Source organism: Candidatus Brocadia sinica JPN1 (assembly GCF_000949635.1).
GTDB classification, from domain to species: Bacteria; Planctomycetota; Brocadiia; order Brocadiales; family Brocadiaceae; genus Brocadia; species Brocadia sinica.
The window spans coordinates 341,081-363,727 of record NZ_BAFN01000001.1 but is presented as its reverse complement, the minus strand read 5'-3'; the positions used below and the strand labels follow the sequence as shown (position 1 = coordinate 363,727).

The following is a 22,647-nucleotide window of genomic DNA, read 5'->3' as shown; positions in this document are numbered from 1 at the left end:
TTGCTATACCGTTGCTAAGTCGTCAGGGCTTTCTTCAAAGCTTGGTGTCCTGGTAGCGTTTAAAATTTAAAAAATACCAAATTTCAGGAGATAATATGCTTAAAAATCTGGTCCCCCACGGTAACAGCGCTGCGTTAATTATCGACAAACCTATCCTGGAACTTCTCAAGGTTGATATGAATACACCACTCGAAATCACCACAGATGGGGAAAATCTCATTATTTCGCCAGTTCATGACAAGGATAGAGAAAAGAGGTTTAGAGCGGCTTTAGAAAAAGTAAATAAAAAACACGGAAAAACACTGAAAAAGTTGGCAGAATGATGAGAAATATCCTTTTTCTGACCCTTGCCGAAGTTGTTGTTATACACACCAATCAGATAGAATTGTATGGAGGTTTGCCAGGGATAAGGGATATAAACCTTTTATCTTCAGCTATTGCAATGCCACACGCATCGTTTCATGGTGAATACTTACATAACGATATTTATGAAATGGCAGCAGCTTATGCATTTCACATCGGTAAAAATCATCCTTTTGTTGATGGTAACAAGCGTACCGCCCTGGTATCCACGCTGGTCTTTCTCGAACTTAATGGAATCAGCATTTCGGATCCTCAGGGGAAACTCTACGACGCCATGCTGGACCTTTCAACGGGAAAACTTAACAAAAGTGAATTCGCCAGCGTATTGAGAAAATTGAAAGACTGAATGGATGTAGATTATTTCGTTGGTCTCGTTTGGCTATCTGGAGTGAAACGAACACTTTTGGTCTGTCTATTACCCTTAATATTTAACTTGCCATATTAAATATTCAGGTTACTATATTTCCTATAAAAAAGGATAGGCGATAGCAGTATACAAAATTTCCCCTTTTCCTTTATTTCTTTACGTTCTCATCACCCTTTGTGGTAATCTTTACCTAACAGAAATGGAAACGATAAGAAAATATCCTGTCCATCCTGTCTATCCCTGTTAATAAAGTGTTCGCGGCTAAATTATAATGGACGTTAATTTAAAAAGTATTCGCTTCACCGGCACCCAGATGAACTACTACTTCCTCTGCAAAAAGAAGCTCTGGTATTTTTCCAGAAATATTGAGATGGAACAGACGAGTGACGCGGTCTACCTCGGCAAGCTGATCCATGAGACGTCATATGAACGGGAGAAGAAGGAGATTGATATTGACGACACGATTAAAATTGACTTTATTGGTAAGGACAGGGTCATTCACGAGGTGAAAAAATCTGACAAGGTGGAAGAACCGCATATCTGGCAGTTGAAGTATTACCTCTGGTATCTGAAACAAAAGGGGGCGGAGGGTATTACGGGCAAGATAAATTATCCAAAACTCAAAAAGACCCTGGACGTATTTTTAGAACAGGGTGATGACGAAAAGATTCAATCAATTTTGAAGGAAATTCAAGATATCGTGAATGCCGAATTGCCTCCACCACACCAAAAGACGAAGATGTGCAAGTGCTGTAGCTATGGGGATATTTGCTGGGTGTGAAAAGGGATGGAAAAGATAAAAAATAAAAAGAGTCCATTTAACAGGGATAAACAGGATAAACAAGATAAGGAGGTGCATAATGGCCATGATTCATGAAGAATTAACAGCAAAGATACTTGAGACATGTTTTGAAGTAAGCAATGAACTTGGCGCTGGGTTCTTAGAATCTGTATATGAAAAGGCGTTGCTTATTGCTCTAAAAGATAAGGGATTGAATACAAAATCTCAATTTCCACTTAATGTTAAATTTCGTGGGATAGTAGTTGGCGAGTATTTTGCTGATATATTGGTTGAGAATACTGTTATTTTGGAACTGAAAGCAGTTACGAAATTAGCGCCGGAGCATAAAGCACAAGTAATCAATTATCTTAAGGCAACGGGAGTTGAAGTTGGTTTGTTAATTAACTTTGGAAATCCCAAGCTCGAATACAGACGCTTGCATAAATAGAGAGAATAAACAGGATAGACAGAATGAACAGGATATTTAATCTTTTTATCGTGTAATTCTTGAATAACGTCTTTTTTATCCTGTCTATCCTGTACATCCCTGTTCATATCCATGAAACAGAATTATTATATCTTTAACAACGGCCGTCTGAAACGACAGGAAAATACCATCTTCTTCGAGAAGGAGGATGGTACCAGGTCTGTTATTCCCATCGAAAACACTGAAGCACTCTACGCCTTTGGTGAGATCGATTTCAATACCAAACTCTTTAATTACCTGGCACAGAAGGGCATACCTGTCCACGTCTTCAATTACTATGGTTATTATTCAGGCAGTTACTATCCAAGAGAATACTTAAACTCCGGGCAGCTCCTTGTGAAACAGGTAAACCATTATACAAGCCGTCAGAAGAGGATTGCACTGGCAAGGGCGTTTGTTGATGCGGCCAGTTTTAACATCCTGAAGAATCTGCGATATTACAGCAACAGAGGCAAAGGGTTGGATGAGTTTATCGGTACCATTGAAGGGTTTAGGGCACAGATAGAAAAAATTAATGTAGTAGAGGAGTTGATGGGGCTCGAAGGGAACATCCGGAATACCTATTACAAGGCATGGCCCACCATTATCGATCAGGAGATAGAATTTGAACGCAGGATCAAGCAGCCGCCGGATAATATGGTCAATGCCCTGATTTCCTACCTCAATTCTATGGTCTATACAACCTGTCTTGGTGAGATATATCATACACAGCTAAACCCGCTTATCTCGTATCTCCACGAGCCAGGGGAACGCCGGTATTCTCTGAGCCTGGACATGGCAGAGATATTTAAGCCCATCTTTAGTGACAGGACCATATTTACCCTGCTCAATCGCCAGCAGATTACTGAAAATGATTTCATGATGGAGGTGAATCTCTGTTACCTCAACGAAAAGGGCAGAAAGACCGTGATCAAGGAATATGACGAAAGGCTAAAGACCATTATTAGCCATAAAAAACTTGAAAGACAGGTCTCTTACCGGTATCTTATTCGATTAGAATGTTACAAATTGGTAAAACACCTGATTGACGAGCAGGAATATGAAGGGTTTAAGATATGGTGGTGACTTTAAACAGGGATTGACAGGATAAACAGGATCAATGGGGCGTTATCAAAAGAGAAAAAAATGAGAGAAATTTAATCGACAGAGATTTTGCAATAATTTAGCTTTTTGAAAAAATACCACTACTACCTTCCTCTTTTATTTACATTATCCTGTATATCTTGTATATCCCTGTTAATTTACGTGGGGAAAAATAATGTACGTTATTGCCGTATATGATGTGGATCAAAAAAGATGCGGGAAGATGCTGAAACTTTGCAGGAGTTATCTCCATCATATCCAGAATTCAGTATTTGAAGGTGAGATCACGGAGGCCCGGTTGGAAGAATTGAAGATCAGGGCGAAAAAAATAATGAACGAAGAGGATGAGGATTCACTTATCATCTTTAAATCAAGAAATGAAAAATGGCTGGATAAGGAAATTGTCGGGACAGAAAAAAGGCCAGTGGACAACGTACTTTGACTGCGGAATGGTATTGTAGGGACATGGTGTGCCGTGTCCCTGTAAAATGATCTTGATTACTTGGGTAAATTGGTATTCATTCGCGGCAAAAATATTCCAAATGAATTTGTCAACCCGTGACAAATAGGGCAATGTAACCCATGCCAGATTTAATCGACGGGTCTAGTATGAGGATTAACCTATTATGAAACAACAATTTGTATTCATCATGTCAACCTATCGGGTTTTTTACATGACTGAAGATCGACGAGAAAAGTGGTCGTTTTTGACCTCAAACAGGCCCGTAAACCCTTGTATTTACTGCATCGGTAAAACGTCTTTCATTGAACCTATAAGGAATTGAAACATTTTTAAGACGTCCTAAGATACGATCCCTTAACTCCTTTCATTGAACCTATAAGGAATTGAAACATGCAAAAAATTTTAGAAAAAATTCCACCACATGATCTTTCATTGAACCTATAAGGAATTGAAACACATCAGAGCCGGTTACAGCGGCAGAAGCAAAGATACCTTTCATTGAACCTATAAGGAATTGAAACGTCTCCCCTGACAATCAACGATATAGGCGAGATAGCTTTCATTGAACCTATAAGGAATTGAAACAACAAACTTAAAAAACCATGTGCTATTAGATCGTGCTTTCATTGAACCTATAAGGAATTGAAACATACAGACACCTACTGGGTGACCTTCACCCTGGGCATCTTTCATTGAACCTATAAGGAATTGAAACATGCGATTGTAAGTGCTTATCGTATTGTGCATGGGCTTTCATTGAACCTATAAGGAATTGAAACGCTCGTGACTTAAGGCTTTTCCATCAGAGTCGGGCTTTCATTGAACCTATAAGGAATTGAAACAGAAATATCTGTGTTCAGCCGGGTCAAAGCGAAAATCTTTCATTGAACCTATAAGGAATTGAAACTCCTATCAGGCCGATATTTTTGACAAGCGGCATAAACTTTCATTGAACCTATAAGGAATTGAAACTAGCTGTCTTAAGACCCTTCGTAAACTTCTCTGTACTTTCATTGAACCTATAAGGAATTGAAACATGTGCCAGACGTAGTACATTTATAACGATGCTTATCTTTCATTGAACCTATAAGGAATTGAAACATTGCTCCGTTCATAATAGCGCCACCTGCAATTCACCTTTCATTGAACCTATAAGGAATTGAAACTAAACACACGCTTACCATCAAGCGATCTTGCCTCCTTTCATTGAACCTATAAGGAATTGAAACTTTTTCTGGGCACCAAAAACGTGCTAAAATATCTACTTTCATTGAACCTATAAGGAATTGAAACGTATCTGCTGTATCTCCGCCACCAGCTTTGTTATTCTTTCATTGAACCTATAAGGAATTGAAACGAACAAAACACCTCAACCATTCCATTTGCACCTAAACTTTCATTGAACCTATAAGGAATTGAAACGAATGGTTAAGGCTGAGATTGTAATTAACATGCTAACTTTCATTGAACCTATAAGGAATTGAAACATACCTTCTACCCACACCCTGCTACCGAGCGGGATTACTTTCATTGAACCTATAAGGAATTGAAACATAACTGGTAGCCTGATCATTTACAAAAACTCCCCCTTTCATTGAACCTATAAGGAATTGAAACTTTTATCCCCGCCTCAATAGCTGACGGTGTTGTTAACTTTCATTGAACCTATAAGGAATTGAAACTATCTTCCGGATCGCCATCCTCACCCAGCACATTCTTTCATTGAACCTATAAGGAATTGAAACAATATTCATAACGTTTGATATAAAACCCGTTTTCGTCTTTCATTGAACCTATAAGGAATTGAAACGTGATTGGGGAAGAAATAAAAAGGGCGATAAGGGCTTTCATTGAACCTATAAGGAATTGAAACAGCGTTTCCGCGACCTGCTTCCAGGTTAAATTATACTTTCATTGAACCTATAAGGAATTGAAACATGATTTTCTCCGCAGGGGTCACACGCCCATGCGGACTTTCATTGAACCTATAAGGAATTGAAACTGATGCTAAAACACTCATGCCCACCGCAGAAAGGCTTTCATTGAACCTATAAGGAATTGAAACTTTGTCAGGACTCTCGTGAGCGACTATATTGCAGCCCTTTCATTGAACCTATAAGGAATTGAAACGTACAAACTTTTTTATAATCTCAACGTACGCATCCTTTCATTGAACCTATAAGGAATTGAAACCGTTTACTAATCTCTTTCTCTTTTTTTCCTTCATCTTTCATTGAACCTATAAGGAATTGAAACGGGCATCATCCCGGTATAAGGGGTAGTAATACCACCCCTTTCATTGAACCTATAAGGAATTGAAACTTGCGCTCGTCTTGGCCGCATACATATGCGCAGCACTTTCATTGAACCTATAAGGAATTGAAACGAGCCTACGGCACCATAGGCTCCGCATGGGCGTGTGCTTTCATTGAACCTATAAGGAATTGAAACCCTCGAAGGTGGTAAAGAAGGTGGTAAAGACCACCTTTCATTGAACCTATAAGGAATTGAAACGCTTACCCGACAACAACGTTGTTATATCATTAGTTCTTTCATTGAACCTATAAGGAATTGAAACTTACGGATGGAACCGTGATCTGGACAAAGATCGGCACTTTCATTGAACCTATAAGGAATTGAAACTGATTTCGGCTATAATTCCCCACCCAGGTGGGGAATCTTTCATTGAACCTATAAGGAATTGAAACCGGGAATAATCAAGGGGATTATTACATCACCGCTTCCTTTCATTGAACCTATAAGGAATTGAAACGTAAATAGAAATAGATTGATTAAAAACTCCCCCGTCCTTTCATTGAACCTATAAGGAATTGAAACTTTTTATGCGGTGTTCGAGGTATTTTGTGTCATATTCTTTCATTGAACCTATAAGGAATTGAAACAATTAATATTAAGTCTTTGTGAATTCATTAATTACTTTCATTGAACCTATAAGGAATTGAAACCATAAATTTTATATGTGGATGAGGGGGGGTTGTTGTTCTTTCATTGAACCTATAAGGAATTGAAACGTGATTTTCTCCGCAGGGGTCACACGCCCATGCGGACTTTCATTGAACCTATAAGGAATTGAAACGGACGTGTCCGGGATATGCGCGGTGATGGTTTGATCTTTCATTGAACCTATAAGGAATTGAAACGTGGATGTAGAACGAGTAGTTGTGACCAAAGAAGGCCTTTCATTGAACCTATAAGGAATTGAAACAATTTCCACGTCCTTTGGTGCGTCTTCATCATTCGGGCTTTCATTGAACCTATAAGGAATTGAAACGAAGAAAATCCTTAAAGCAAGAAGCCCCGGTCGTTACTTTCATTGAACCTATAAGGAATTGAAACCGCTTCGAGCGCGGACGGTATTGTTAACAAACAATCCTTTCATTGAACCTATAAGGAATTGAAACCTTACAAAGTATATCGTTTTACACATTAGTTTATATCTTTCATTGAACCTATAAGGAATTGAAACGTGTCTTATGATTTAGCACTTTAATGCGGCTTTTATCTTTCATTGAACCTATAAGGAATTGAAACGTTGATATTAAAAAGAGCAATCCGCGCCCTGTCTTGCTTTCATTGAACCTATAAGGAATTGAAACTATTTAGTATGCTATATAACACAATTACACATTTCCTTTCATTGAACCTATAAGGAATTGAAACTCAACACACACGATTCGGACGCGCCTAATGACTTTCTTTCATTGAACCTATAAGGAATTGAAACAACTTTCGCGGAACTCTGCTTCGGTTCCGTAAAGTGCTTTCATTGAACCTATAAGGAATTGAAACTTGGCGCGGAGTACCGCAAAGGCTTGATCTTTGCGCGCTTTCATTGAACCTATAAGGAATTGAAACTGATTGATGTTAGGGGTTAGTTGTGTTGTGCTAACCTTTCATTGAACCTATAAGGAATTGAAACCATTACATATCTCTCGCAAGGATTGTATCGAGGATGCCTTTCATTGAACCTATAAGGAATTGAAACCGGTAACCTGGCGCGGTGATAGGCGCTCTTTTCTTCTTTCATTGAACCTATAAGGAATTGAAACTACCTACATAGGTGAGGACTGCGGGGGTGAGGTTGACTTTCATTGAACCTATAAGGAATTGAAACTGGTGTATTTTTTAGAAATAGCCAACCCAAAAGACTTTCATTGAACCTATAAGGAATTGAAACCAGTGCAAGATACTACAGAAGTGGAAATCAAACATCTTTCATTGAACCTATAAGGAATTGAAACTGGAAAAATTAATTATGTCTGCCATCGCTGTCGCCTTTCATTGAACCTATAAGGAATTGAAACCAGCATGGGCGTGTGACCCCTGCGGAGAAAATCACCTTTCATTGAACCTATAAGGAATTGAAACTCATTTTCCTACCCCCTTTCATTTATTTTCTTTCACTTTCATTGAACCTATAAGGAATTGAAACCATTTCTCCCTTTTTACTAAAAACCTTCCGTTTTTACTTTCATTGAACCTATAAGGAATTGAAACCGTATTCAGTTTCTTTGTCTGCGACAGCGATGGCCTTTCATTGAACCTATAAGGAATTGAAACGGGTGGGAAATTATTGATTAGTAGTAACACAATAACTTTCATTGAACCTATAAGGAATTGAAACGAGTAGATCAGGAAATTCTATTTCCTGATCATCCACTTTCATTGAACCTATAAGGAATTGAAACGGTGCCTCTTGGTGCACTGCGATGAGTCATTCTTCTTTCATTGAACCTATAAGGAATTGAAACTTAGGGATGAATTGATTGTTGCTGAAAAGCAACCATCTTTCATTGAACCTATAAGGAATTGAAACGTTTGATGGTTGTTGAGAGATTTGATAGTGAAAAATCTTTCATTGAACCTATAAGGAATTGAAACTAAAATCATAAGAGACAACCCTAATGGGGAGTATAGCCTTTCATTGAACCTATAAGGAATTGAAACAGAACCAGGCGCATGAGGAACGGGTAACGAAAGTTGCTTTCATTGAACCTATAAGGAATTGAAACTGTCACCCGTGTCAGCAGGTTTAAATACTTATATCCTTTCATTGAACCTATAAGGAATTGAAACGAATTGCAAGGTATGATTAATGATTTACCTTGCAGTCTTTCATTGAACCTATAAGGAATTGAAACAGGAGCACCGCGAAGCGCTCATTATATTCATCGATCTTTCATTGAACCTATAAGGAATTGAAACTAGGTTCAATGAAAGGAGTAGAAGAAATGAAAATAACTTTCATTGAACCTATAAGGAATTGAAACGAGACATCGACTTCGCGGGATTCTCGCCTATAACCTCTTTCATTGAACCTATAAGGAATTGAAACACATCAGTCTAACTACACGCGTGTCATCTCACATGCTTTCATTGAACCTATAAGGAATTGAAACTGAAAGAGGTTATAAACGCATTCCTGTCTGATTCTCCTTTCATTGAACCTATAAGGAATTGAAACCGAAGATGTATGACAGACTGTATCGTATGATAACCCCTTTCATTGAACCTATAAGGAATTGAAACGAAGATCATCGAAAAGGTAGGCGAAGACATCCCCGCTTTCATTGAACCTATAAGGAATTGAAACATCTTCTCCGTCAAATTTTTCCCACTTAATGAAAAACTTTCATTGAACCTATAAGGAATTGAAACGGTTGAGTACAGCCTTGCCCATGTAATACCTCGGCCTTTCATTGAACCTATAAGGAATTGAAACTAGGAGCTGCGAACACCACTTGGGCTTATTTTATTTCTTTCATTGAACCTATAAGGAATTGAAACACACAGCATTTTTTGCAGCATATGCAGACACAAAACTTTCATTGAACCTATAAGGAATTGAAACGGTTATAAAACAGCTTAAAAACCCGACAATAATATTCTTTCATTGAACCTATAAGGAATTGAAACAAAGACATAGATGCCGTCATTGTGATGGAATAATTCCTTTCATTGAACCTATAAGGAATTGAAACCCTTTTCCCGACTCGTAGTCGGTTTCTGTGTGGGAGCTTTCATTGAACCTATAAGGAATTGAAACAAACAAACTACAGCTTATCGATGAATGCTTACCAACTTTCATTGAACCTATAAGGAATTGAAACGAGTTGGTGACCTTGATGAAGCATTTATAACATAGCGCCTTTCATTGAACCTATAAGGAATTGAAACTAAAACCAGTCTTTGTAAAGTATGTACTTTTAAGCGCTTTCATTGAACCTATAAGGAATTGAAACCAAGATAAGCAGAAAGAGAGCCCGGCAAAACCGTTCCCTTTCATTGAACCTATAAGGAATTGAAACGGTTTTTCGTATTATAATATCGCTCCAGGTCCGGCTTTCATTGAACCTATAAGGAATTGAAACGGTGAAGTTACCCTTTCGGCTGCTGATATTGCCGACTTTCATTGAACCTATAAGGAATTGAAACGACCTTGCAGTTTGAAAATTTCAGCCAACTCTCTGCTTTCATTGAACCTATAAGGAATTGAAACGAATCCCTTCTGTGCAAGCTCAATATAGGCATTGATCTTTCATTGAACCTATAAGGAATTGAAACAAGATTTTAAGTATAAAGATTGGTCGCGTAAGGTCTTTCATTGAACCTATAAGGAATTGAAACAGAAGCACTCCAAGCAAAAAATTGCTCCTACAATCCTTTCATTGAACCTATAAGGAATTGAAACGCAGTTCAAGGGTAGTAATGAAAATACGGATTTGCCCTTTCATTGAACCTATAAGGAATTGAAACTAGAGTTCAATGCGATTACCCTTGTACTTTGTCTTCTTTCATTGAACCTATAAGGAATTGAAACTGGGGAAAGCGAACAAAAGGTATATCAATTCAATGACTTTCATTGAACCTATAAGGAATTGAAACATTCATCAAGCGGAATCAACAAACTCAGGTTTGACGCTTTCATTGAACCTATAAGGAATTGAAACCACAATGAGGCGTTGGCGAAGCAGCAAATGCAGAATCTTTCATTGAACCTATAAGGAATTGAAACTGTCACGCGCTGCGCCGCCTGCCTTGATGTCTGCCCTTTCATTGAACCTATAAGGAATTGAAACACAACATCAACAGAATCCTGGGTAAGTTTGGCGTGGCTTTCATTGAACCTATAAGGAATTGAAACTAATGATTCAGGGAATGAATATTACAAGGTCTTTCCTTTCATTGAACCTATAAGGAATTGAAACAACAACATATGAAACAACTGATACAATGACCTTTTCCTTTCATTGAACCTATAAGGAATTGAAACGAGTTTCACCCAAAATCGCTTTGGGTATTATCTCCTTTCATTGAACCTATAAGGAATTGAAACAATCTAGGACTGCAAAAAAGCTAACAGTTGCGTTAGGCTTTCATTGAACCTATAAGGAATTGAAACCGGTAGAAATGCGTGCCCGGGCAATGGCACACGCCCTTTCATTGAACCTATAAGGAATTGAAACCCCAGAGGGCTGCCTATGCTGCATCAGGTGTGAGGCCTTTCATTGAACCTATAAGGAATTGAAACAAGAGACTGCTTATGCTCCAAGCAATGCTCCAAGCCTTTCATTGAACCTATAAGGAATTGAAACCAATGTAGCAATCTCTCATTTCGAACGTATGCATCTCTTTCATTGAACCTATAAGGAATTGAAACATAGACCAGCATCAATGGATGTTGACCACATTACCGCTTTCATTGAACCTATAAGGAATTGAAACGAGAGATCGCCAAACTCTTCCATACTTTTTTTCAACCTTTCATTGAACCTATAAGGAATTGAAACGTACGACCACTGCAGCAAGCTACGGCACGGCAACGCTTTCATTGAACCTATAAGGAATTGAAACAGGATATCTCAAGTGCTACACCAGACACCCTTCATCTTTCATTGAACCTATAAGGAATTGAAACGACCACGGCTGACTATTTTTTTTAGACTCATAAACACTTTCATTGAACCTATAAGGAATTGAAACTCCGAAGAAACGAAAAGCGAGGGTATAAATTTAGTGCTTTCATTGAACCTATAAGGAATTGAAACGGCGGAGCGAGTCGGACGTCTCCGACTAACGTTTCCTTTCATTGAACCTATAAGGAATTGAAACGAAATCGTAGATTTCGGGGTAGATGAAAACGAGTTCTTTCATTGAACCTATAAGGAATTGAAACTGTCTCTCAAATCCTGCGTATGTTTTGCAAGAGCTTTCTTTCATTGAACCTATAAGGAATTGAAACATACCCAATTGCACGGACTACATTAACTGTGTTTGTACTTTCATTGAACCTATAAGGAATTGAAACATGGTTTTCGCCACACGGATCACACGCCCATGCTGACTTTCATTGAACCTATAAGGAATTGAAACGACTTTCGCGGAACTCTGCTTCAGTTCCGTAAAGTCTTTCATTGAACCTATAAGGAATTGAAACTCCAGTAGCACGCGGATGTATCTGGACGGCGACGCCTTTCATTGAACCTATAAGGAATTGAAACAACGCAGGGTGACACTGAATCCAGTCACACCCCAACCTTTCATTGAACCTATAAGGAATTGAAACGGGAATTTGCGGAAAGAGAAATATGTCCAAGTTGCCTTTCATTGAACCTATAAGGAATTGAAACACAATTTTAAATAGTTATCTCTCAATGACATGTACTTTCATTGAACCTATAAGGAATTGAAACACAATTTTAAATAGTTATCTCTCAATGACATGTACTTTCATTGAACCTATAAGGAATTGAAACCCCACATCTTCCGCCCTGCATTCCCCAATACCTTCCTTTCATTGAACCTATAAGGAATTGAAACGTGTTTATGCGGGTTTGCTGGGATTTTGTGACAGACTTTCATTGAACCTATAAGGAATTGAAACGCCTGCTGACTGTTTAAGAGTAGTAGAGCTTTACAACTCCTTTCATTGAACCTATAAGGAATTGAAACAAGTCAGGCACCGGTAAGGCTTCCACGAGCGTCGCCTTTCATTGAACCTATAAGGAATTGAAACTTGATAATGCCTCATCGGTATATTAGGTGTTTAGCGCCTAATGGCCGGTTCCGTGGATTTCAGTCCCATGTCATCGACTTTTTCGGTAATCTCTTGAATTAATGTTTGAATCATTTCTTCCTTTTCAATCTTTGGCGCAGGTAGCGCCATACTTTACCCCAGTTCAGGAAGACGTGCAGGGCTGCAAGGATTAACGTGACATATGCAAAATAGCGGTGTGGGACAAACCGACGGAGTTCAAGTCGTGACTGCACATAACCCGCAATTCCTGTGATGGAAATGGAGAATATGAGCAAGATACTGATTATATAATTTATATCTTCTCGCTTCATTCCATGCACGGCTGCATAGCAATCAAAATGGATTGAAACCACAAAGGCACAAAGCGTACGAAGAAAAAATTGAGACTACTTTGTGTACCTCGTACCTTTGTGGTTCATAAAAACTAACGCAGGAAGTGGTTTTTGCAGAGCGGACATTCACCAGCCATAATAACTCACAAAAGAGCATGAAAATATATCACCCTCCCTTAATTCCTCCCATCAAGGAAGGGAAAGTTCCCTCACCCCTTGTGGGAGAAGGTCTGGGTGTGGGGTATTTTCGTGCCAAATCTCAAAGAGATAAAGGGCGCCTGCTGAGGGAGTTGTGCGGAGGGGTTGGTTATATAATTTGCCCGTTATTCCCTGTGCTGAAAATAGCAACTTGGATAACTGAGACAAAGCAAGTGGCTTGCCGGAATAATTGCGGACCGAACGTCACTTTACAATGGCTTCCTCAAGGGATATTCCCTGATATACCGGATTCGGTAATTTTATTATCTTTGAATCAGGATAGTTCTTATATTGCGGAGGCTTCTTTGACCTACCACGAAACAAATCTCTTATGACGCTAAGCCATGTCAAAGAAGTATCGTGGTGGAAACGTTCACCAATGTTTGATTCTTTCTCCACATCTTTACTATGGGCCAACGGTACATAAAAATTTGCTAAAAGCGCAAAACTGGTTATTGCAATAAAGAGCGTCCTTATGTTTAAATGAATTTGCTTATAACTTTTAGGAGATTTATGATAATAATGATATATTGTAATCCTCTATCATAGAACCGCTAATGGAATTTCAAACGAAAATTTCCTTCCCCTTAATCCCCCTCAGTGAGGGGGACAAACAACTGTCCCCCGCTGGCGGGGGTGGAGGGGGTGGACTGCCACTGCGGAAATAGATATTTTCAGTAGTCGAAGACCTGGAACGTTTTAATCGCTTAATGCAGAAAGGGGACTGTCATGTCAAAAAACCAATTTGGACTCATTGGACTGGCCGTTATGGGGCAAAACCTGGTCTTGAACGCCGCAGACCATGGTTTTCGTGTCTCGGTTTTTAATCGTACAGCAGAAAAAACCGATGAATTTATGGCGGGTGAGGCAAGAGGCAAGAGTATCACCGCTACTTACACGAAGGAAGAGTTCGTCGATAGCCTGGAGCGTCCACGTACCGTTCAGATTATGGTCAAGGCCGGTGGGCCGGTGGATGACGTTATCAACCAGCTAAAACCGTTGTTGGATGCGGGCGATATCATCATTGATGGTGGCAACTCCTTTTTTCCCGACACCGAGCGGCGGGCAAGAGAGTTGGAATCAATAAATCTGCGCTTTATCGGCATGGGCGTTTCCGGGGGGGAGGAAGGCGCCCGTTATGGTCCCAGCCTGATGCCGGGCGGCACCAAAGAGGCATATACCATTATCGAACCGCTGGTAACGGCCATTGCTGCAAAAGCACCGTCAGACGGTGCACCATGCGTGACATTCATTGGTCCTGGTGGTGCTGGTCATTACGTTAAGATGGTACATAATGGGATTGAGTACGGCGATATGCAGCTCATCTCCGAGAGTTATGCAGTGCTCAAAGCTGCCATTGATCCTTCACCAAAGGAATTTCACCAGATTTTTAGTGACTGGAACGCAGGAGAACTTTCCTCTTTTCTTATTGAAATTACCGCCGACATTTTTTGCAAAATGGATGATAAAACCGGAAAACCACTGGTTGATTTGGTCCTGGATAAAGCCGGGCAGAAGGGCACCGGCAAGTGGACAAGTCAAAACGCCCTCGATATTGGCGCTGCTATTCCCACCATCACAGCTGCGGTAGACGGACGCATTCTTTCCTCAATGAAAGAAGAACGAGTGACAGCCTCTAAAATACTCTTTGGTCCGAAGAATACTTATAGCGGTGACCGGCAAAAAATCATCGATGCGGTAAGGGCTGCACTGTATGCATCAAAAATCTGCTCCTATGCGCAGGGTATGGCCCTGCTCAAAAAAGCCTCGTCAGAGTATGGCTATGGCCTGAATTTGCCTGAAATTGCCCGTATTTGGCGTGCCGGATGCATTATCCGTGCCAGGTTATTGGATGATATTATGCATGCCTACCGTCGCAATCCGACCTTGCCAAATTTGCTGATGGATGATGAATTCAAACAGGCTATCCAGAGTCGGCAAGATGCCTGGCGTTTTGCTGTTAAAACTGCTATTGAGTTGGGAATCCCGGTGCCTGCCATGAGCGCCTCGCTTGCCTACTTTGACGCATACCGTTCGGAACGTCTTCCGGCCAATCTTATCCAGGCCCAACGTGACTATTTCGGGGCACACACCTTTGAAAGGATTGACCAGCCCGGTGTATTCCACGCGAATTGGAAGGTGAAATAAATTGTGAGGTAACAATTATCCCCCCTTATATCCTTCTACCAGGTTACTGTTGGACAATTTTGCTGGACAAAATGAAAAGTGAGTGGCCACTATTATTCTGATGTTTCGGCGTGTCCTCACGCCGAAGCCCACTATCGATGACTTTCGGTTCGTTTCGGCGCTGAGGATTAATTCTTGTTTCGGTGAGAGGACTCACCGAAACATCCAACCATATCAAGTAATTCAAAGGATTGTTAATCTGATAATGGTTGATTTCCCCAGCCAAAATTTGTCCAACTGTAAGCCCACCAGAGGGGAACGCTTATTAATAATGATGGATTTTAGACCAATTTTTGTTTTAGTTTATCTTTCCATAGTTCTTTTGCCAGGAGAAGTGTGCCTAATGATAGTTTTCTAATTTCAGTAAGCTTGTTTTCAAGTTCTTCAAACCTGTCCTCATTGGTTTTATTTGTATACATTTTCTTATTATCTCCTTTTTACCTGGCTATAGCTCTCCAATATCCTCGTTCCAAAGCTCTGGATTCTTTTGGATAAAATCTTTCATTAACTGCTTGCATTCATCGAGGTTTAGATCAACGATCTTTACCCTATGTGATTCCATAAATGCTTTTGCGCCGGCAAAGGTCTTTGATTCTCCTACAATCACCTTCTTAATTCCAAACTGAACGACTGCACCGGCGCAAAGATAGCAGGGCATCAAGGTGGAATAAAGGACTGTTTCACGGTATCTGCCAATCCTCCCGGCATTATACAGACAATTAATTTCAGCGTGCATGATGGGATTGTTTTCCTGCACACGTTTATTATGCCCCCTTCCAATAATCTTTCCGTCCTTCACGAGAACAGAGCCAATAGGAATTCCACCCTCACACAGTCCGGATTTTGCCTCATCGATTGCAGCCTTCATAAAGATGTCCATGAATTTACCCTCCGGTCAAATATTATCACAAAAGCAGATTTTAGAAGCTATTCTAATAGGTAAAATGTTTTTTATTATTTTTTCTTTCAGGTGAGTTAAAACTTGGATCAAAGATACTCCCGTAAATAAAGCAATCAATCCTTCCTTTACAAAAGATAATGCCGAGGTTCTATTCTCTTGATACTCGTATTTTCTCCCCTCCGTTTTCTTAAAAAGCTCTACTCCTTTGAACGCATTTACGGGAAGCTGAATGAGATAATCTGCTCCCTTTTGCACTATTCCCAGCATAAGCCATAAACATTTATAACCCCTGTCAAGGATTACCAGATCGCCATGCCTTACCTTCCCTAAATGGTAAAACGCAAGATGATTCTCACTGGCATTTGCAGGATTAATACTACTATCCAGTACCACCTTATTGACCACATCAAACAGCGCTGATACTATCCCCAGCGGTTTTGCATCCGGCTGTTTGTTTGCCCTCCCAAATGCCTCTACCACCTCCGTGTTATTCGGAAGCTCCAGACGGCTTCCATCTACTGCTAATATCCTCCTTATCCCTGTTTTTGATGTCCAAGGTGCCGTATGATAAAAACTCTCCACCAATACATCGTTCAGTGATACAAATACCTCCGGACATAATTTCTTACGTGCATGCGTAAAAATGCATTCGCCGTTATTTCCTTGCCCCTTTCCACGAATGCAAAAAACGTATCTAATTCCCTTTATAATGAGCTTTTTCCTCGCTGTAAAATAAATAAGACAAGGTTCGTAAAATTCAGTTTCCTGTTACGAATAAAGTCGTTTTTGCTTTTTTTGTGCTGTTCAACGAATTCGAGAGAACATAATTTGTTTTTCATGGCTTCTATTACTGCTTTGGCATGGTTTTGGCAAAAGCGATCTCGATACCAAATCCATTCATGTTTACTATTTTTCTTACTATTTTCTTCACCTTTTTTCTCCTATGACAAAGTTATGGTCTATGGTATAATTTGCCTGATTTTACCATATTTTATCGGCCTTTTCACCGATATTTATTACTTCTTCCCCTTAATTCAATGACATTGCCTCGCGAAGGAGAAGGGTGGTTAATTTTGTAACCGGGCTATATTCCAAGCTCAAATGGAATATACGGTATAGTATTTTGAATACAGGAAGCCAGTCTTTCCGTCTGAAGACGAAAGCACTTTTGGAATGTGGTATTTTCCTCGGTTTCTTGCCGGATAAACTCACGATTGAGCATGCCTTCGTATTCCACGAAATACCGCTTCAATGCCTCACGCCTGAGATATACTCCTTCATTGGGATTTGAGTAAAAGTCCTCTTGTCCGAAAACCCTGTTATTCATGAGATTCAGGGTCAGCCGGTCGGCCACCGGCGCCCGGAATTTTTCCATGAGGTCAGAGGCAAGGGATGCCCTTCCATAGTCAATACTATGATAATAAGCAAGGTATGGATCGAAACCCAATCCATAGAGGAGCGATGATAGTTCACTTTAGCCGCAACAATTGCCCCTATTAACCAGAGCCCCGTTCGGTCACAATTTGACAGGCTGTCCGAGAATGCCGTCCTTTTTTTCTTAGTATTTAGCCAGGAAAAGAGGGTAAATCGGTTGCGATTATGAAGTTCAATGATATAATAAAACTAAATGAAATCTACACAGCAAAACCACGCCAAGCAGTTAAAACTTTTCTTTGAGTCACCCATATTACCGAACAATCCATCCATTGCGATAATTACCTTACCAGAGAATATAAAACAGAGGAGAATCACTCACATGGCTAAATTTAAGCCCTTCCATGAATTTCAGAGACCCCTGATAGGATTTACTCCGGAATCGTTTTTGGACTACATAGAAACGGTACTACCGAAAGACCATCTGTGCCGATTAGTGAAAGAGGTCGTATTTTCATTAGATACTGAAGCAATAGAGGCCAAATATTCTTTTTTGGGTCAGCGAACGTATCATCCGAAGTTGCTCTTGAGTGTGCTTTTTTACGGGTATGCAACCGGGGTACGCAGTAGCAGGAAGTTGGCAGAGAGGTGTCTGAGTGGCCATATATTTATCTATCTGATGCAGAGCTATACACCGGATCATCGAACGATCAGTGATTTTCGGAAGAATAATCTCAAAGAGATAGAGAGGTATTTTGTTGATATCGTAAGGATATTCAGTACATTAGGCTATACCCAGATAGGGAAGATATACCTGGATGGAACAAAGATAAAAGGCAATGCCTCAGCAAAGCGGACAAAAGATAAAGCAGGGTTTGAGAAATGGTTGTCAGAAATAACCGGAGAGATAGCCAGCATATTGAAGGAGGCGGAGAACATTGACAATCAGGAAGACGACCGCTGCAAAATAGATCCAGGGCAAGAGGTATTGCAAAAGAGGCTTTCAGACCGCACCCACCTGAAGAGTAAGATCGAAGAGGCACTAGAGATTATGAAGGAAGAGAACCGGGAGAAGATCAATCTCACCGACACGGACGCCAATCACATGAAATCAGGAGGGAGCAAAGACATTCGTCCTGGATACAATTGTCAGGCAGCAGTAACCGAATCAGGGATTATCGTAGCAGGGGAAGCAGTAACAGAGGCGAATGACCGGAACCAGTTGAAACCGGTGATAGAGCAGACAGAGTTAAACACGCAGGAAAAAGTTAAAGAAGTAGCGGCAGATTGTGGATACGGGAGCTATGCAAATTATGAGTATTTAGAGCAAAGAGAAATAGATGGATATGTACCTGACAGTAATTTTCAGCAATACAAGTCAGGAGAATACGAAAAAGAGGAGAACCGGTATCACTACAGTAATTTTAAATATGATTCGGCAAGTGATAATTATGTATGTCCGGTTTTACAAAAGATGAGAGAGAAGCTGGTGTCTGATCATGGGAAACGAAAATATTTTATGCGTCAATATATCATTGAACCAATCTTTGGGCATTTGAAATTTAATGTAGGATATCGAAACTTTCTCTTACGCGGTCTGGAAAAAGTACGCGCAGAGTTTAACCTGATGTGTATTGGTTGGAATTTAAAAAAGATGCTGAAACTGGGAATAAAACCCGCAACGGTATAAGATGATGTAAGGAAAACAATCTCTCATTGGGCAGTTTCGTGTACTTTTTCATACGAATATACAAAAGTATGCTTTGAATGGAAAAATTTTAACCTTTTCCTGGTTTGTTTATAGATCGCATTTAATTTACACGCAATTTACTGTGTCTTTTCTTCTTATTTATTGACCACATTCTCGGACAACCTGTTTTTATATGATCCCTTGAATTTGCTGGCTTAGCGGTTTGCCTACCCCTCGAATTGCGAAGGTCAGGGCTGCCAGTAGAGCGCAGGTCTGCGACCCGGATATTTATAACAAACTCCTGTATCGTATCAACTCCGACCCCTATAGCCTTACGCAGGAAGACGTCATATCCGCCGATGGGATATCCCTTGCCGATAAGAACAAGGCCATCGAAGAACTCCAGCGCAACCAGGAGATCACGAACCGCCCCAACTACAAGGCCGCCCGTGAACTCTTCGACATCGATTTCAAACAGCAATTCGGCGGGGTATTGGAAGAGGAAGAAAAGGCGACATGGCTCCGGGTATTCCATTCTTATATCATTGATAAAAAATGGAACCGCTGGACGCTGCCGAGAAGATCAGGAAGGATTATCAGGCACAAAATGTGGATGGCGGAATGCGGATATAGAAAATCCGAAATCCCAAATCTGAAATCGTAAATCCGGAATCGATCCCACAGATAGTATCTTTGACGTATTTAGGAAGATCCCGTCAGCTACCGCCTTCGCAGCCACACAGTCGATTGGAGGTCTTGCACAGATCGTTGGAGACATCGCAGGGTCGGAAACAATCAAGCAGTACGGCAAAGACGTCTTCCAGGGATCAGGCATCGAGCTCGAAAGACTACATGAAGGAATCCCGCCTGGCTCGTTCAAAGAAAACATACTTGGGGCAGGAATATCGATCGGGCAAAACATCCCGGCATTATTCATCCATTTACCAGAGGCATAACACAACAGGCAAAAGAAGCACAAGCAACCCAGGAAGCAAGCCAGTCAGGCCGCAAGGAAATCCTGGGACAAAGGAACTATGAAGGTATAAGGAAGCAGATTGCAGAGTTGTATGATTACGCAGTAAGTAAGTTGTCGAACAAAAAACGTGCGGTAGATTATGGGGTGATAGATCACATTGAAGCAGATCGGATTAAAAAGGCAACTGGGCTAGATGTTGATGGATATAAACGTGTAATCGACAACTACGCCATCAGGCATATTTTTAAAAGACATGGCGATCCTAAAACAGAAGAGGCAAAACAACAGATAGCGATTACCAAAGAGGATATCGAATTAATACCATGGATTATTGATACGGCAGATACTATTGGTAAAGGCGAAACCGAAAAGGACGTGGAAACGATTGCGTATCAGAAAAAGGTAAATGAAACAATCTATGTTTACGAGGAAATGAGAACGGGAAAGGGTAAATTAGTACCAACCACAATGTATAAAAAAAGAGTCGCGACGAATGATATGCTTCCCGCTGGGCCCTTGGGGGAGACCTCTTCTGACACGTCCGAGACGCTCCGTAACCCTTCTAAAAATATTATACAACCGTCCTCTGAATCTGTCAAGCCTGTGGTGAGCCAGGTCGAACCGCCCGACATCCAACTCATGCCCTCCCTGAATGGCCTCGTCGACACCGGCAAGCTGTCCATTGAAGACGCCTTAGAGATTGACGGCGTGGCACGGCAAAATAACTGGTCGGACGACACCGTTAAACAATTCCACAAAAGCGCCGTGGAGGGGCTGGGTATACAGAACAAAGAGACGCAAGGCCTTGCGTCTCTGCTGGTCACTGCCAAAATCAAAGAGGCTGTCTATAAACAGAACGCAGAAAAGTATAAGCAGGAACTTGTCGAGGCGGAATCACAGATCGAACGCATATCCAAACTCCTGAAGATCGAAGGCGGCGTCCCTGATAAATACGAAGCGTTGAATCCTCCTGAATAGGTATCTCCATCTGCTCACGGGCGTACCACGGATGCCAGGAACTGCCCAGACTTCCATCCGGGTTGTATTTATGCAGGAGATAGCCTTCGTCGGTTATGACATCGGCACAAAAACGGAAGAAATTGCGCGGCATGTCTATGTATCCCGCCCGAATGAGGGCATACACCCCGCGTGCCGCGTCACGAGGCCAGATGTAGCTGTAGGTATCGCGTCCAAATTGCAAGAGGTCTGAGTCATTGGCGGCGATGATGCCACCGTGATTATCGGTCAGCGTGCGGAGAATCAAGAGGCTGCGTTGGTAGAGTTCGACCACCTTATGCGGCAGATCAGCAAAATCTGGAAGGCTTTTGGTTACCCACAACCGCCAGTAATTATTTGTGCGGTCGATCAGCTCAGCCGGCGTTTTCTCCAGAGCGATGGCATTGAGGACTTTTACCTCTCTGTATTTCGTCCCGGCCGCGATCCAGTAATAGCAGGTAGTCCTGTCATTGGCAGGCAACACCATCCTGATAGCGATGGTAGAGTCTACCGAGCCCTGAGCAATCGGGTTCATGCCGAGATGTCCGTCTTCCGCGTCCCGCCATGTACCCTCCGCTCCTTTGTATTCCTTGATTCCAACGGCCCACTCTTCTACCCCGGCTTCAGCACCGTTCCGGGCATTAATCAGGAAGTAGCGATAATCTTTGTAATGAAGAATCGCTTGCAATCGGGGTTCATAGAGCGCTGTATCGGTAACATTGTTCTCGTAAAGATAAAAATCTTGATGGAAAAACAGGCTGATCTCCCGTGAACTGACATCTCCTTTTTAAAAAGCTAATTTTAGAAAATATTTAAACCTATTTTGTTAGTTTCTCCTGTTCCTTTTTGCAAATTGGGCAAACTAAGAAATCAACACCACATTTATCACAATGTTCAACGAGCCATTCTTTTGATGTTTTTTTACAATCGGGGCACTGCATCTCCCACTTTGCCAATGTCTTCCCCTTGATAGGTCTTACACGTACTTCTTTGCATTTGGGGCATTTCCCTTCCATAGTTGCTGCTTTTAACTCGGCTGAAGTGCTCCGACAAATTACGCATGCCAAGACGTCTTTGCCGCACTTATCACAATGATGAACTGCAACCTCTCCTATCTCGTTCTTGCAATCTGGACAAACCATGGGCATTGCAGCGAGTGTCTTTCCCTTCACTGGACTTAAACGTACTTGTTTGCACGTGGGACACATGGGCGGTTCAACAGTTTTATGTTCGGGTGCAAGAGCCTTTTCACTATGTTTGTGTGTTTCTTCCTCTGCATAAACAAAATTTCCTCCAAGTATCATTACACTAACAGATATAACCGCAAAAGAAACTATTCCCACAAATTTCTTATTCAACATACTCCAATTCTCCTTTCGTTACGAAAAATT

Annotated in this window: 19 protein-coding genes, 1 pseudogene and 1 CRISPR repeat array; of the genes and pseudogenes, 14 read left to right on the top strand and 6 right to left on the bottom strand. The window is 41.0% G+C overall.

What is annotated here, in order from left to right; translation table 11 throughout:
- Positions 1-95 precede the first annotated feature (95 nt).
- The 6 genes from BROSI_RS01625 (at position 96) to cas2 (ending at position 3,523) form a co-directional block, all read left to right on the top strand.
- Complete coding sequence (locus BROSI_RS01625; protein WP_052561752.1) at positions 96-323, top strand: AbrB/MazE/SpoVT family DNA-binding domain-containing protein; 228 nt, start codon at positions 96-98, stop codon at positions 321-323.
- Positions 320-709 carry a type II toxin-antitoxin system death-on-curing family toxin gene (locus tag BROSI_RS01620; protein ID WP_200891666.1) on the top strand — a complete coding sequence of 130 codons (390 nt, stop codon included), beginning with the start codon at positions 320-322 and terminating at the stop codon, positions 707-709. Before BROSI_RS01625 ends, BROSI_RS01620 begins: the two co-directional genes overlap by 4 nt.
- A 292-nt stretch (positions 710-1,001) precedes the next feature.
- A complete protein-coding gene (cas4, locus tag BROSI_RS01615; RefSeq protein ID WP_052561748.1) occupies positions 1,002-1,511 on the top strand; it encodes a CRISPR-associated protein Cas4 in 510 nt (169 codons plus the stop codon).
- Between the two features lie 85 nt (positions 1,512-1,596).
- The gene (locus tag BROSI_RS01610; RefSeq protein ID WP_102046812.1) at positions 1,597-1,959 is read left to right on the top strand and encodes a GxxExxY protein; all 363 of its coding nucleotides are present in this window, start codon (positions 1,597-1,599) and stop codon (positions 1,957-1,959) included.
- A 111-nt stretch (positions 1,960-2,070) separates the two neighbouring features.
- Positions 2,071-3,063 (top strand): type I-B CRISPR-associated endonuclease Cas1b, encoded by a 993-nt coding sequence (cas1b, locus tag BROSI_RS01605; RefSeq protein WP_052561745.1) that lies wholly within the window; start codon positions 2,071-2,073, stop codon positions 3,061-3,063.
- Positions 3,064-3,256: 193 nt separating this feature from the next.
- Positions 3,257-3,523 (top strand): CRISPR-associated endonuclease Cas2, encoded by a 267-nt coding sequence (gene cas2 / locus BROSI_RS01600; RefSeq protein WP_052561743.1) that lies wholly within the window; start codon positions 3,257-3,259, stop codon positions 3,521-3,523.
- Positions 3,524-3,840: 317 nt separating this feature from the next.
- A CRISPR array of direct repeats spans positions 3,841-12,581; the repeat unit is 29 nt; unit sequence CTTTCATTGAACCTATAAGGAATTGAAAC.
- Between the two features lie 110 nt (positions 12,582-12,691).
- Here cas2 and BROSI_RS19615 read toward each other — a convergent pair.
- Complete coding sequence (locus BROSI_RS19615) at positions 12,692-12,913, bottom strand: DUF4405 domain-containing protein (RefSeq protein ID WP_157842316.1); 222 nt, start codon at positions 12,911-12,913, stop codon at positions 12,692-12,694.
- A 176-nt stretch (positions 12,914-13,089) separates the two neighbouring features.
- Between BROSI_RS19615 and BROSI_RS01595 the strand changes: the two genes are divergently transcribed.
- Both BROSI_RS01595 and gndA read left to right on the top strand, forming a co-directional pair.
- Positions 13,090-13,467 (top strand): hypothetical protein, encoded by a 378-nt coding sequence (locus tag BROSI_RS01595; RefSeq protein ID WP_157842315.1) that lies wholly within the window; start codon positions 13,090-13,092, stop codon positions 13,465-13,467.
- A 394-nt stretch (positions 13,468-13,861) separates the two neighbouring features.
- Positions 13,862-15,280 (top strand): NADP-dependent phosphogluconate dehydrogenase, encoded by a 1,419-nt coding sequence (gene gndA, locus BROSI_RS01590; protein WP_052561740.1) that lies wholly within the window; start codon positions 13,862-13,864, stop codon positions 15,278-15,280.
- Between the two features lie 320 nt (positions 15,281-15,600).
- On the opposite strand, the gene BROSI_RS19610 is transcribed toward gndA, so the two are convergent.
- The 4 genes and pseudogenes from BROSI_RS19610 to cas1 form a co-directional block, all read right to left on the bottom strand.
- Positions 15,601-15,738, bottom strand: coding sequence for a hypothetical protein (locus tag BROSI_RS19610; RefSeq protein ID WP_157842314.1), 138 nt, complete (start codon positions 15,736-15,738; stop codon positions 15,601-15,603).
- Between the two features lie 26 nt (positions 15,739-15,764).
- Positions 15,765-16,199: a nucleoside deaminase gene (locus BROSI_RS01585; RefSeq protein WP_052561738.1), complete on the bottom strand. Its 435-nt coding sequence runs from the start codon at positions 16,197-16,199 to the stop codon at positions 15,765-15,767.
- Between the two features lie 15 nt (positions 16,200-16,214).
- Positions 16,215-16,802 (bottom strand): transposase, encoded by a 588-nt coding sequence (locus BROSI_RS01580; protein WP_052561736.1) that lies wholly within the window; start codon positions 16,800-16,802, stop codon positions 16,215-16,217.
- 502 nt (positions 16,803-17,304) lie between these two features.
- A pseudogene (gene cas1, locus BROSI_RS01575) lies at positions 17,305-17,676 on the bottom strand (CRISPR-associated endonuclease Cas1); the annotation flags it as partial.
- A gap of 300 nt (positions 17,677-17,976) precedes the next feature.
- Between cas1 and BROSI_RS01570 the strand changes: the two are divergent.
- The 6 genes from BROSI_RS01570 (at position 17,977) to BROSI_RS19595 (ending at position 22,028) form a co-directional block, all read left to right on the top strand.
- Entirely contained in the window at positions 17,977-19,284 is a 1,308-nt protein-coding gene (locus BROSI_RS01570) for a transposase (RefSeq protein WP_052561732.1), read from the top strand.
- Positions 19,285-19,507: 223 nt separating this feature from the next.
- Positions 19,508-19,948, top strand: coding sequence for a hypothetical protein (locus tag BROSI_RS01565; RefSeq protein WP_052561730.1), 441 nt, complete (start codon positions 19,508-19,510; stop codon positions 19,946-19,948).
- Between the two features lie 92 nt (positions 19,949-20,040).
- Positions 20,041-20,322, top strand: coding sequence for a hypothetical protein (locus tag BROSI_RS01560; protein ID WP_157842313.1), 282 nt, complete (start codon positions 20,041-20,043; stop codon positions 20,320-20,322).
- A gap of 49 nt (positions 20,323-20,371) precedes the next feature.
- On the top strand, positions 20,372-21,238 hold the full coding sequence (locus BROSI_RS19605) for a PBECR3 domain-containing polyvalent protein (protein WP_157842312.1): 867 nt from the start codon (positions 20,372-20,374) through the stop codon (positions 21,236-21,238).
- Positions 21,239-21,269: 31 nt separating this feature from the next.
- Entirely contained in the window at positions 21,270-21,470 is a 201-nt protein-coding gene (locus tag BROSI_RS19600; RefSeq protein ID WP_052561724.1) for a hypothetical protein, read from the top strand.
- Between the two features lie 24 nt (positions 21,471-21,494).
- Complete coding sequence (locus BROSI_RS19595; RefSeq protein WP_052561722.1) at positions 21,495-22,028, top strand: hypothetical protein; 534 nt, start codon at positions 21,495-21,497, stop codon at positions 22,026-22,028.
- A 46-nt stretch (positions 22,029-22,074) separates the two neighbouring features.
- Here the strand turns inward: BROSI_RS19595 and BROSI_RS01540 are convergent, their stop codons facing one another.
- The gene (locus BROSI_RS01540) at positions 22,075-22,617 is read right to left on the bottom strand and encodes a hypothetical protein (protein ID WP_052561721.1); all 543 of its coding nucleotides are present in this window, start codon (positions 22,615-22,617) and stop codon (positions 22,075-22,077) included.
- Positions 22,618-22,647 lie beyond the last annotated feature (30 nt).

Bases quoted from the DNA above. Each gene is read 5' to 3' on its own strand.
- BROSI_RS01570 (WP_052561732.1), top strand. From the start codon at position 17,977: ATGGCTAAATTTAAGCCCTTCCATGAATTTCAGAGACCCCTGATAGGA.
- BROSI_RS19615 (WP_157842316.1), bottom strand. From the start codon at position 12,913: ATGAAGCGAGAAGATATAAATTATATAATCAGTATCTTGCTCATATTC.
- BROSI_RS01620 (WP_200891666.1), top strand. From the start codon at position 320: ATGATGAGAAATATCCTTTTTCTGACCCTTGCCGAAGTTGTTGTTATA.
- BROSI_RS01595 (WP_157842315.1), top strand. From the start codon at position 13,090: ATGAAAATATATCACCCTCCCTTAATTCCTCCCATCAAGGAAGGGAAA.
- BROSI_RS01625 (WP_052561752.1), top strand. From the start codon at position 96: ATGCTTAAAAATCTGGTCCCCCACGGTAACAGCGCTGCGTTAATTATC.
- cas1b (WP_052561745.1), top strand. From the start codon at position 2,071: ATGAAACAGAATTATTATATCTTTAACAACGGCCGTCTGAAACGACAG.
- BROSI_RS19600 (WP_052561724.1), top strand. From the start codon at position 21,270: ATGCCAGGAACTGCCCAGACTTCCATCCGGGTTGTATTTATGCAGGAG.
- BROSI_RS01540 (WP_052561721.1), bottom strand. From the start codon at position 22,617: ATGTTGAATAAGAAATTTGTGGGAATAGTTTCTTTTGCGGTTATATCT.
- cas4 (WP_052561748.1), top strand. From the start codon at position 1,002: ATGGACGTTAATTTAAAAAGTATTCGCTTCACCGGCACCCAGATGAAC.
- cas2 (WP_052561743.1), top strand. From the start codon at position 3,257: ATGTACGTTATTGCCGTATATGATGTGGATCAAAAAAGATGCGGGAAG.
- BROSI_RS01585 (WP_052561738.1), bottom strand. From the start codon at position 16,199: ATGGACATCTTTATGAAGGCTGCAATCGATGAGGCAAAATCCGGACTG.
- BROSI_RS01610 (WP_102046812.1), top strand. From the start codon at position 1,597: ATGATTCATGAAGAATTAACAGCAAAGATACTTGAGACATGTTTTGAA.
- BROSI_RS19610 (WP_157842314.1), bottom strand. From the start codon at position 15,738: ATGTATACAAATAAAACCAATGAGGACAGGTTTGAAGAACTTGAAAAC.
- gndA (WP_052561740.1), top strand. From the start codon at position 13,862: ATGTCAAAAAACCAATTTGGACTCATTGGACTGGCCGTTATGGGGCAA.